This window comes from Arenibacter hampyeongensis, assembly GCF_002909255.1.
GTDB classification, from domain to species: Bacteria; Bacteroidota; Bacteroidia; order Flavobacteriales; family Flavobacteriaceae; genus Arenibacter; species Arenibacter hampyeongensis.
Window position 1 is genome coordinate 556,826 of the sequence record NZ_PIOB01000001.1, and the last position, 12,489, is coordinate 569,314.

Annotated in this window: 8 protein-coding genes; 6 read left to right on the top strand and 2 right to left on the bottom strand. The window is 40.3% G+C overall.

Translation table 11 applies throughout. The features are described from left to right. Window positions 1-333 precede the first annotated feature (333 nt). The 5 genes from CWD91_RS02210 to CWD91_RS02230 all read left to right on the top strand — a co-directional run bounded on the left by CWD91_RS02210 (window position 334) and on the right by CWD91_RS02230 (window position 7,592). A complete protein-coding gene (locus CWD91_RS02210; protein ID WP_103439301.1) occupies window positions 334-2,049 on the top strand; it encodes an alkaline phosphatase family protein in 1,716 nt (571 codons plus the stop codon). A 27-nt stretch (window positions 2,050-2,076) separates the two neighbouring features. Next, window positions 2,077-3,333, top strand: a complete 1,257-nt coding sequence (locus tag CWD91_RS02215; RefSeq protein ID WP_239985619.1) for a ComEC/Rec2 family competence protein — start codon at window positions 2,077-2,079, stop codon at window positions 3,331-3,333. Further along, window positions 3,320-4,684 (top strand): (R)-1-hydroxy-2-aminoethylphosphonate ammonia-lyase, encoded by a 1,365-nt coding sequence (pbfA, locus tag CWD91_RS02220; RefSeq protein WP_103439302.1) that lies wholly within the window; start codon window positions 3,320-3,322, stop codon window positions 4,682-4,684. Before CWD91_RS02215 ends, pbfA begins: the two co-directional genes overlap by 14 nt. A 159-nt stretch (window positions 4,685-4,843) precedes the next feature. Then, complete coding sequence (locus tag CWD91_RS02225) at window positions 4,844-6,442, top strand: fibronectin type III domain-containing protein (protein ID WP_103439303.1); 1,599 nt, start codon at window positions 4,844-4,846, stop codon at window positions 6,440-6,442. Then, window positions 6,435-7,592 (top strand): alkaline phosphatase family protein, encoded by a 1,158-nt coding sequence (locus tag CWD91_RS02230; protein WP_239985621.1) that lies wholly within the window; start codon window positions 6,435-6,437, stop codon window positions 7,590-7,592. The genes CWD91_RS02225 and CWD91_RS02230 overlap by 8 nt, the downstream gene beginning before the upstream one ends. 61 nt (window positions 7,593-7,653) lie before the next feature. Here the strand turns inward: CWD91_RS02230 and CWD91_RS02235 are convergent, their stop codons facing one another. Then, window positions 7,654-9,462 carry a hypothetical protein gene (locus CWD91_RS02235; RefSeq protein WP_192877624.1) on the bottom strand — a complete coding sequence of 603 codons (1,809 nt, stop codon included), beginning with the start codon at window positions 9,460-9,462 and terminating at the stop codon, window positions 7,654-7,656. A 368-nt stretch (window positions 9,463-9,830) separates the two neighbouring features. Then, window positions 9,831-10,586: a sulfite exporter TauE/SafE family protein gene (locus CWD91_RS02240; protein WP_103439304.1), complete on the bottom strand. Its 756-nt coding sequence runs from the start codon at window positions 10,584-10,586 to the stop codon at window positions 9,831-9,833. A gap of 82 nt (window positions 10,587-10,668) precedes the next feature. Between CWD91_RS02240 and CWD91_RS02245 the strand changes: the two genes are divergently transcribed. Then, on the top strand, window positions 10,669-12,480 hold the full coding sequence (locus CWD91_RS02245) for a sodium:solute symporter family protein (protein WP_103439305.1): 1,812 nt from the start codon (window positions 10,669-10,671) through the stop codon (window positions 12,478-12,480). The last annotated feature ends 9 nt before the right edge of the window (window positions 12,481-12,489 follow it).

The following is a 12,489-nucleotide window of genomic DNA, read 5'->3' on the forward strand; positions in this document are numbered from 1 at the left end:
TTGGTCAAATTCCATTTTAATGGGGTGCAATTTTCAAGAAATAAGTAAGTGTCCTTGTTGGTATTAGGCCAATACTAAACGGCACATCCTACCATAATACATTTTTAATTTGTCCGATGCCTTAGCGGATCAACCACTATGGCATTGTTATGTATAAACTGGACAAGGACTGGAGATTACTAAAGTTGAGAGGATTTAATAGTGTATTGTGATTGGTAATTCATTTCAAAAAATTATAGTTATAGTTACAAAAATTTAATATTATTAACTATTTAACTTAACTTAGTCATATGATATTTACACTACACTAATAATCCTATACAACTTGAGAAAATGGCTAAAATCAATTTTGTACTGAAACCCAATTTTTTGTCTTCAATAGCGGGCACTTTGCGTGGCATAATCCTTAAAAAATCATTGTTAAACGCTTTTGTAATGTTCGCGGTCTTTTGTTCTGTATGGTCTTGCGCCACTACTGAAAAGGAACAATCACCCATGGTAAAACACGTGGTTGTTATTGGTTTTGACGGATTAAGTCCCAATGGATTGAAAAACGCTGCTACCCCAACCTTTGATAGGATAAAAAGTGAAGGGGCTTCAACTATGCATGCCAGGGCGGTTCTGCCTACCAGTTCCAGTACCAACTGGGCATCAATGATTATGGGTGCCGGGCCAGAGCAACATGGGATTACATCTAACAGCTGGGAGAAAAATAATTTTGTTTTACCTGCTGTTACACAAAGCGAAGACTTCTTGTTCCCTACCATCTTTCAATTGATAAATGACAATTTTGAAAACGCTGAAATTGGCGCTATTTATCATTGGACCGGATTTGGTAGGCTGTTTGAAAAAGCTGCTGTTGATTATGATATTAGCCCTGACTCCGAAGATGAAACTGCGGCCTTGGCGAGCACTTATATTAAAGATAAAAAACCAACCTTCACTTTTATCCATTTTGATCATGTGGACCATGGTGGACATGAATATGGCCATGGAAGTTCTGAATATTACAAATCTGTGGAAAAAGCGGATGAATTGCTTGCCGAGGTAATGGAAGCTATAGAGGCATCCGGAATGGCAGATGAAACTTTGGTCATCATAAGTGCCGATCATGGTGGATTGGGTAAAGGACACGGAGGGGAATCATTACAGGAAATAGAAATACCTTTTATTCTTTGGGGAAAATCGGTTAAAAAGAACCATGTGCTTAAATATCCGGTATACCAATACGATAATGCGGCCACAGTTGCCTTTGCTTTGGGAATAAAAACACCTTTGGCATGTATCGGCAAACCTGTAAAAAATGCCTTTGTAGGTTTTGACCTAAGTGACGATTATCCAACTTCGGAAAGGCTTAAGGAGCCTATTATACTTCCCGCGGCCGAATTCAACAAAAAGGCCGGTGGCTTGTTTGATGAATCCGCAACCGTTATCATGGAGAATCCCAATAACGCAGGCGAGATAAGGTATACCTTGGATGGTTCCATGCCCAATGCAAATTCCACCCTATATTCCGAGGCGGTAAAGACTTCGGAAAATGTAGTTGCCAAAAGTGCTATTTTTAACAATGGGAAAATTGCTAGTACCGTTTCTGAAGCTTTTTTTAGAATAAAAAAGGAGACGATGGTTCCACCCATAAAGTATGAAGTGTTTTATTTGGAAAACTTAACGAGTATTCCCAGTCTGGAAAATAAAAGACCGGATGCCAGAGGAACTTGTTTTGAAATAACCTCGGATGAGGTTAAGGAGGAGATCCGAAGCAACACCGTGGTAAAATTCGCCACACAAATTCACATTGAAAAGGAAGATACCTATACATTCTATACCAATTCCGATGATGGTAGTAAATTATGGGTAGATAATAAATTGATCGTGGACAATGATGGGGACCACGGCGTAGTGGAAAAAAACGGCAGTATAGTTTTAATGCCAGGGACCTATCCTTTACAAGTGGTATGGTTTAACGGAGGAGGTAGTGGTTGGTTAAATGTGGATTATCAAACTAAGTCCATTCCTAAACAAGTGCTACCTACATCAATATTAAAGTAATTGGTAATAGAAATAAAAAGATTGTCAATGAAGCTGATATTCTTTCTTTTGTCCATTATGGTGGTAACGGCCCAAGACAAAGGAGGGCAATTGCCCCAATGGGAAGAGGGGATTCTGGATATTCATCACATTAATACAGGCCGTGGGGATGCCGCTTTTTTTATTTTTCCGGATGCCACCACCCTCTTGGTGGACGCAGGCGACATGTCCGAAACCCATCCCAGAACTTTGTCTGCAAGAAATGCGGTACAAAAACCAGATAACTCCAAATCTGCTCCCCAATGGATCGTGGATTATATACATCAATTTTTTCCAAAGAATCAACCCATCCAACTGGATTATGGATTAATCACCCATTTCCATGACGACCATTTTGGGGAAATGGATGTTAACAGGAAAAGGCATCCAAAAGGGAACTATGCCTTGACGGGAATGATGGAGGTGGGAAGTTTGTTGCCCATCAAAACCCATTTAGACCGGGGAAGTAGTAACCCCATCGATCTAAAAAACCCTGTGGTACAGAAGGAAATAAAAGCGAACGATTCCTATAGCATTATAGAAACATTGCAGGAGTATTGGAGTTATATGGATTATCACGCCAAGAAGAATGGCTTGCTTTATGAAACCCTAGAACCAGGGGCTATAAACCAAATCAATCTAAAAAAAAGCCCTAATAATTTCCCCAATTTTTCAGTGCGTAATATTGCAGTAAATGGAAATGTCTGGACCGGTGAAAATGAGGATTATTATTCTTTATTTTCCAAAGGGGAGTATCTTGGCGAAAACCCTTTAAGCACATGCCTAAAAATCACCTATGGGGAGTTCGATTATTTTACCGGAGGGGATATTAGCGGTATCGATGCCTTTGGACAAACAGATTTAAATTCCTTGGAATCGCATGTAGCGCCAGTAATAGGGCCAGTGGATGTTGCCACACTGAACCATCACGGGAACAGGGATTCCCAAAACGTATTCTTTGTAAGAACACTTAGACCCAGGGTATGGATTCAACAAAATTGGTCATCGGACCACCCAGGTGAGGAAGTGCTAAGGAGAATCGCATCAAAAGAGCTCTATCCCGGGGAGCGGGATATGTTTTCTACGGTTATGTTGCAACCCCTTAAAGATGTGATAGGCGATAGGCTGAATCAATATAAAAGTCAGAACGGACATATAGTAGTCCGCGTATATAACCAAGGCAGTAGATATGATATTTACATCCTAAATGATGACTCAAAAAAACGAGAAATAATAGCAAAATATGGACCTTATGAAGCAAGATAATTCAGGTATTGGTGCCCAGAACAAAAAGACAGAAGGAGATATTAATTTTACTCCGGCACGTGCTGCATGGATGGACTCTGAGATTAGCGAGGAAACCAAACAAATTTTGGATCGGGATGCCCGATATTTTCTTCACCAATCCATGTCCACTCCATGTCTGGATGTTTTACAGAGTTGTGAGGGGCCCTATATTGAAAACATATCCGGGAAAAAGTACCTGGATTTCCATGGCAATAACGTGCATCAAGTGGGGTATGCCAATCCACAACTTATTGAAAAAATTATTGAACAATTAAAAGTTTTGCCTTTTTCCCCAAGACGGTATACCAATGTCCCTGCCATTGATTTTGCAGAAAAATTGGCCTCCTTGGCGCCTTCAGATTTAAATAGGGTTCTCTTGACCCCCAATGGAAGTTCTTCCATAGGTATTGCCCTAAAATTAGCGAGGGCGGTCACGGGCAGGTTTAAAGTGGTTTCTTTTTGGGATTCTTTCCATGGGGCCTCCTTGGATGCCATCAGCGTAGGCGGGGAAGCGGTCTTCAGGGAGTCTATGGGGCCGTTGATGCCCGGTGTGGAACGCATTCCTCCCCCAGTAACCTATCGTGGAATTTTTGAGGATAATGAGGAAAAATGTCTGGAATATTTGGAGTACGTATTCGCAAAGGAGGGAGATATTGGCGCCTTTATTGCTGAAACTATCAGGAATACGGATGTGCAATTGCCTTCCAAAGCATTTTGGAAGAAGGCTAGGGAGCTTTGCACCAAATATGGGGTGTTACTTATTTTGGATGAAATCCCAATTGCGCTTGGCAGAACAGGCAAGATGTTCGTTTTTGAACATTATGGAATTGAACCCGATATATTGTGTATTGGGAAAGGATTGGGCGGCGGGATATTTCCACAGGCCGCAATCATTACTAGGGATGAATACAACAAGTTTGGGGATATTTCCCTAGGACATTATACCCATGAAAAAAGCCCATTAGGTGCCGTAGCAGCGCTTGGTACCATTGCCTTTTTGGAAAATGAAAAAATATTGGACAAGGTCAAGGCAGATGAAAGATACCTTAAAACGTCACTGGCCGCATTACAGTTAAAATATCCTATTATTGGGGATGTTAGGGGAATGGGACTATTGTGGGGTGTAGAATTGGTAAAGGATAAGAAAACCAAGGAAAAGGCCATAGATGAAGCTGAGGTGGTCATGTACGAATGTTTAAAACGAGGCCTTAGCTTTAAGGTTTCTGCGGGCAACGTGCTGCAATTGTCACCAGCACTTACCATAAGTAGAAGAGAACTGGATTCGGCCTTAAATATACTGGATGAAAGCTTGGCAATGGTGAATTCCTAATTAAAATAGCCACTGGACTGTGCTTGTCTGCCTACACAGATTCGAGGGGGGACATTTGTGGACCTTGTCTGGTCGGGAGGAGTCCAGACCTTTATGACCCCGAATGAATTAAATACTATCATTTTTGACAAAAGAGTCTATTAAATTTTAAACAAACAGATGAACATTAAGAGTACAGCAGTGTTGTTTTTTGCCATGGCATTCCATTTATTTGGAGGTGCCCAAAATGCAAAGGAAGAAATTTTAATTCAGCCCTATCTTCAGGATGCAGAGCCCAATTCCATCAAAATTATGTGGGAAACTTCAATGGGAGAGGAAAGCATTGTAGAATGGGGATCAACATCTAAGCTGGGAAAAAAGACCAAGGGTATTGCCTATGATATCAATTTTAGTGAATCCCGTATTCACGAGGTTAGATTGGAAGGATTAAAGCGTTTTACCGAATACTACTATCGTGTTAAAACTGGAAAGATAGTTTCGGACATTTTTCAATTTAAAACCCCACCCTTTTCCAGTGACCATGAGTCCTTTAAAATTGTGGCTATGAGTGATATGCAGATAGACCATAATAATCCCAATAAATTCTCCGAGGTGGTCAATGATGGCATATTGCAATATTTAAAAAAGGAGTTTAAGGGGAATCTCCCCAACAATTTGGCCATGGTGATGATTCCTGGCGATCTGGTGGAGAATGGCACAAAGTATTACCAATGGAAAGAACACTTTTTTAATCCCGCTGAAAAATTATTTGCCGAGGTGCCGGTCTACCCGGTTTTGGGGAATCATGAAAAAAATTCTGTATTCTACTTTAAGTACTTCAGTCTTCCTGAAAACGGTACACATGCCTATGCGGAACATTGGTGGTTTAAGGATTATGGCAATACCAGGATAATAGGGCTTAACTCCAATGACGGATACAACAATAGTAGAGATCAGTATGAGTGGCTGCAAAAACTCTTGGACGAAACGGCCAAGAACGAGGAGGTGGATTTTGTTTTTGCTCAACTGCACCATCCCCATAAATCGGAACTTTGGATTCCAGGGGAAGAGGATTTTACAGGAAAAGTGGTAGCCCTATTGGAAGCATTTACCACCAAGACCGGCAAACCCAGTATTCACTTTTTTGGGCATACCCACGGCTATTCAAGAGGACAGTCCAAAGACCATAAACACTTGTGGATCAATGTAGCTTCTGCAGGAGGGGCCATTGACAATTGGGGCGAATTTGAAGGCAGGGATTATGATGAATTTACGGTAACCCAGGACGAGTATGGTTTTGTGATGGTTGAGGTAGATGGTAGCCAGGAAGACCCTAAATTTACCATTAAGAGAATTAGTCAGGGCAATGAAGAGCTGGAGCGTAAAAATGAACTCCGGGACAGCATAGTCATTTATAAGAAGGAAAGAAAGCCCATTGCTCCAACCGCCATCTCACCCAAGGATGAAACAGTAAGTTTTACAGGGACAACATTAAAAGCAGGGCAATTCAATACTACATTTAACAATGCATTTCACGCCGCCTCCCACTGGCAAATTGCCGAAAGCAATGATTTTGAAAAGCCAATTTTTGATAGCTGGAAGCAATTTGAAAATTGGTACTACAAGGAAAACAGGCAAAAGGATGATGACCTTACCGATGAAAAAACGAATAGATTGAAACCAAATACCACTTATTTTTGGAGAGTTCGTTACCGTGATCAAAATTTGAATTGGAGCGACTGGTCCAATACGGCTTCCTTTAACACCAATAATGAATAATTTAATAAGACCAAAAGGCATGAAGAATTCCATTAACTCCGTACTTGTCCTAATTTTATTGGGACTTTTTGGCTCCCTTACTGCCCAGACCAATGATGCTCCCAATGTGGTTCTAATAACCTTGGACGGCTTTAGGTGGCAGGAACTATTTTCAGGTGCCGATTCCCTATTGGTAACCAACAAGGATTATGTACGGGATACTACTGCTTTAAAATCCCATTATTGGAAAGCAACTCCAGAAGAAAGACGATCGCTGTTATTGCCTTTTTTTTGGAATGAAGTTGTTAAAATGGGTCAATTTCATGGTGATAGATCTAAAGGTAGCAAGGTAAATTTAACGAATACCATGTGGTTCTCCTATCCCGGATACAACGAGATTTTAACCGGTGCGGCGGACGATAAGCGCCTTACCAGCAATGAGAAGATAAATAATCCCAATAAGACCATTTTGGAACGAATCAATAATATACCAATGTATAAGGGAAAAGTAGCAGCTTTTGGCAGTTGGGACGTTTTTCCCTTTATCATAAATGAGGAGCGTTCCGGAGTTCCCGTCAATGCTGGTTTTGAGATTGCCAAGGGTGCTAATTTAACGGATCGCGAAATATTCCTGAATCAGCTTCAACCGCAAGTGCCGAGCCCCTGGGAGTCGGTGCGGTTGGATGCATTTACGCATTATTATGCGTTGGAATATATGAAAAAAGAGCATCCAAAATTCGTGTATATCTCCTATGGGGAAACAGATGATTTTGCCCATGATGGGGATTATGAAGCTTATTTAAAATCCGCCAATAATACGGACGGTTTAATTAAGGAATTGTGGCAATTCGTGCAACAGGACAACTTTTATAAAAACAATACCACTTTTATCATTACCACGGACCACGGTCGAGGTACCCAACCCTTGGAAACATGGAAAAGTCACGGTGGGGATATTAATGGAGCAGACCAAGTATGGATAGTTGCTTTTGGTAAAGGGGTGAGCCCCTTGGGGGAAATCACTTCTCAGAAACAATTATATTCAAATCAGATAGCCCCAACAGTATTAAGGTCCTTGGGGGTGGAATTAAATGACCATAGTTTTGAAGGGGAGCCTATTTTACTTTCGAGGAAAACAGTTACAAAAAGATTCATTCCTTTTCATAAATAGCCCATTTTAATTATAACCTGGAATCATTAAATATTTCAGGTTATAATTAAAATAAAGTTCCTTAAACCTCAGATAAAGAAAGTGCCTCAATTTCTAGTTTAAAGCCTTCCAATGTTTTTAGGCCATGGGTCAATTCCGCTAGAATAGAACCTTTTAATTGTTCAAATTGTCCTTTAAGACCTGCAAATAATTGTTGGTAATAGCCGATGCCATCATTTAAATTATGGGTAAATGTCAACAGGTATTTCTCTTGTTTCTTATTCATGGAATACCGCGATTCTTCAATTTTATTTTTAAGATAATCAAGGTAAATTCCAAGTTCCTTAATAAACATATGGGGTCTATCGGTTCTGGAAATCACATTTCCACGCCCGTAAATATGGTCTACCATTTCCTTTAAGGTCATTATTTTGGAATAATAGGCCATATTGGGTCCGGGGCATATAGATACGCCTGGTCCTTCGGTTTTGGTATCCAGGCCATAGGCCAAAAGGGCAGAGGTACCGAGTCCAACACAGGTACATGATTTCTCTGTAATTTTATTCAATCTTCCCGCGTATTCCTTTTCTGTTAAATTTTGGTCATCCAGCTCCTTAATTTTTAAATGTTGGTATTGCCTTGACGCTGTACAGAGCCCTTTTTCCGAGTAGTCCTTGTTCAAGGCCACAAATTTCTTTGGGCAGGAGCTTCCAGGTCTATCCTTATCTATATTTTTTAATTTTTCCAAATCCTTGGTGTTTCCACGAAGGTTATGGAAGGGTACTCCCAATGGGGAAATATCACTTAAGTACAAATCTTCTTCTTTCGCCGCAACCAATTTCTCCAGTGTTGCCTTATCCACTGTAGTGGCCTCCGGGACCAATAGAAATGGCGTTCCCCAACCAACAGAGTCTACCTTGTAATGATCCAATAGAAATTCGTGTTCCTCAACGGTGCCTACACCGCCTTGGGCAGTTATTTTTAGGGATAGATTTTGTTTTGGTACTGTCCGGTCCTTGTTGACCAGTGCAGGAATTAAAATTTCATGTATTTCCTCTATATAAGCTCGTTTGTTGTCCCTGAACTCGGCCATTATAGGCCCCATTAAATACCCGTCGGTAGCAAAGGCATGTCCGCCACAATTAAGACCGGATTCTATTCTATACTCCGACACCCAAATTCCTTTTTTGGCCAAGAACTTACCTTGAATAAGTGCAGACCTATAATCGCTTACCTTTAAAACTATCTTCTTTTTAATATTTCCGTTTTCATCGGGAAAAAAATCATCGAAATTTTCCAGGTAACTATAAAGTCGGGGGTTCATTCCCGCAGAAAGAATAACGGAGGAATTTAGTTCGCTATTGGCATATCCGCGCAGTGCGGCATGGGCATCATTAAATTCGGTAGGCAGCTTAACTTTTTTGATAAAATTCTCCTTGTCCACCTTGGTCATAATATTTACGTCTATACTGCCCATGGTCAAATTCTCCTTCAACCATTTTTTAATTTCCGCAGCACTGAAATCGCCGGTAGTCAGTTTTTCAAATTCTAGCTGGAGAGAAAAGGCGTTTGGTAAAAGGCCTAAATATTCCTTTATTTCATTTCCTGTTTCTTGCACACAATTTTTTAAGTCCTCAAATTTTTTGTGTGCCGCGTCATTTATCAGGTTGAGATAACTGGTAATTCTTTTCGCTCTAAAATCATCCAGCTTGTCTGAAATCTCTTGATAAGGGAGCTCCAATTTTTCACAGTACATTTTCCTTAATTTTTCGATAAGGATGTCATCGACCAAAGAAATAACGGAATCTATACCTAAGTGGGAAACTTTTAAGGGAGTATCTATGGTAAACCCAATTCCCATAACCGGGATATGAAAGCTATGTTTATTCATTTTAGCATTTTTTGTTGGGCTGTTCAAGTTTTTCAACTAAATGTTTACACTAGAGGTATCCAATCATAGGATAACTACCTGGCATTGTACAGTCCAAATATGAATCGACAAATTTTATACGAAATGAGTTCTTAGAATATGATAATTATCAGGAAATGCATAAAATATCTGGCTGAGAATTAAGGTGTTGGAATTATACTGATCCTTAAGGGGTAGAGGCAATACTTTTGGTAATGTAAGCTTGAAGTTTACTTAACTTTTAGTCGGTTTTTTAAAGCGATTTTTGTTTCGAAAAGTTTGAGTTAGTATTAGTTTGAGTTAGTCTGGTTGAAGAGCTGGTGCATTGCACCAGCTTTTTTAATTGCTTATTACCTGAAAAGAATTAGAAAGGCCCCAATAGCGGTAAGGATCAAAATCATCTTCCGGTAGAATTGTTCTTTTATGATTCTCACCAATCTTACGCCGACAATGATCCCCAAAATAATTCCTGGAACCAATTTTAGATTAATTAACAGGGTTTCTGGTGTTATGGTCTTCCAAATAAATATATGAAAGGGCAGTTTAAAGATGTTCACAATAAAAAAAAGCCAGGCCGCTGTTCCAATAAACTCATTTTTAGGCAGTCTCATAGCCAAAAAATAAATGTTTGAAAAAGCCCCGGCCAAATTGCCTATCATGGTAGTAATACCTGCCATGGTGCCAATAAAACCAGCAAAGGCCCAATGAGTAGGAACGTTTTTGGATTTTTTTCTATCCCACCAGTACATCATTATGACCGTACCCAATATAATGACGGCCATGCTGATCTTAAAAGTGGTTTCCGGTAAATCTTTTCCAATAGCAGTGCCAATAAATATGCCTAGAATCATCCAAGGTAAAAAGGCAACTATATACTTCCACTGTGCGTGTCTGTTGTAGTATATAACGGCAAAGGCATCTCCTACTAAAAGTAAGGGGACTATCAGTCCTGTTGATTCTTTTGCTCCAAAGGCCAATGCCATTAGAGTCACATTTATGATGGCGATCCCCTTAATACCGGCTTTTGAAATTCCAATTACAAATGCGGCAGTTAAGGCAAGCGCCCAAGCCGTTGTGGTGATATCTAGTGCTGTTGAGAGAATCATATGTGACATTTAGCGAACAAAGGGCAAAAGTATCCCAAAAAAATTTATCTTTAGTTCTTATTCTCAAACCAAAACCAAACTGATGGAATTAAGTACTCTTGACTACAGTTTTATAGTTGTTTTTTTCTCGATTGTTTTATTTATCGGAATCTATGTCTCCAAAAAATCTGGAGCAAGTTCTTCGGAATATTTTCTTTCCGGCAGAACCATGCCATGGTGGCTGTTAGGTCTTTCCATGGTGGCCACGACCTTTTCTACCGATACGCCCAATTTGGTTACCGATATTGTTCGTACCAATGGAGTTTCTGGAAACTGGGTTTGGTGGGCCTTTCTATTGACAGGTTTATTGACTGTCTTTGTCTATGCAAAACTTTGGAGGAAATCCAATGTTAATACGGATTTGGAATTCTATGAACTGCGTTACGGCGGTAAACCGGCAAGCTTTTTAAGAAAATTCAGGGCTGTTTATTTGGGAGTAATATTTAATGTGATAACCATGTCTGCCGTTACTTTGGCGGCAATCAAAATTGGGGGTATTATGTTGGGACTGGAACCATGGGTAACCGTGGTGAGCGCCGGATTAATTACTGTGACCTTTAGCGCCTTGGGAGGATTTAAAGGAGTAGTATATACCGATTTCCTACTGTTCTTTGTTGCGATGGGTGGTGCCATAGGAGCAGCGTATTATTTGGTCAATATTCCAGAAGTGGGAGGAATTGAAGCCCTAATGGCCAACGAACATGTGGCGGACAAACTCTCCATACTACCTGATTTTAGTAATAAAAAAGCATTAATTACCCTATTTATAATTCCCTTGGCAGTACAGTGGTGGAGTTCATGGTACCCTGGAGCAGAACCAGGTGGTGGAGGGTATATAGCCCAACGTATGTTGGCGGCCAAAAATGAAAACCATGCCATTGGAGCCACTTTCTTCTTCAACATTATGCACTACGCCTTACGCCCTTGGCCATGGATTTTGGTGGCATTGGCATCATTGGTAGTATACCCGGACATAGCAAGTATTCATGAGGCCTTCCCTAATGTTGCTGTTGATAAATTGGGTCATGATTTGGCCTATTCTGCTATGTTGACCAAATTGCCCAGCGGATTATTGGGCTTGGTATTGGCCTCTTTGATCGCTGCTTATATGAGTACCATATCCACGCAATTAAATTGGGGCTCCTCTTATATTGTTTATGACTTCTATAAACAACAGATAAATCCAAACGCCTCTGAGAAAAGATTGGTTGCCGTTGGTAGAATATCTACGGTTATATTAATGGTCTTCAGTGCTGCATTGGCCTTGCTTTTGCAAAATGCCTTACAGTTATTTGAAGTACTCTTGGTATTTGGCGCGGGTACCGGACTTATCTTTATTTTAAGATGGTTCTGGTGGAGAATCAATGCCTGGAGCGAGATTACGGCTATGTTTGCTTCAGGAATTATATCCATCATATTAAAATTAACGGCTGTAGGACCTTTGTTGTTTGCTGCGGAAACAGGTGTTTTCCCAGATTGGGCGGAGTATCCGTTCGTGGTATTGGTTACCACCATTATTTGGTTGGGAGCGACCTTTATGACCCAACCGGAATCCAAGCAGGTATTGCAGGATTTTTACAAAAAAATACAACCGGGAGGACCTGGTTGGTCCAAGGTGATCAAGGAGGCTAAAGATGAAAATGTAGAGATTGTAAACACCAAGGAAAAATGGAGTGTTCCTGCTGGTATTACAGCCATGTTATTGGGTTGTATATTAATATATTCCTGTATGTTCGCTACCGGCTATTGGATATATGGAAAAACCACCAATGCCATTATTTTGACCGTTGTGGCCATTGTATCCGGATTATTGTTGGCACGGGCTTGGAACAAAATGAAAGATCATATTCTATAGTACTTAATG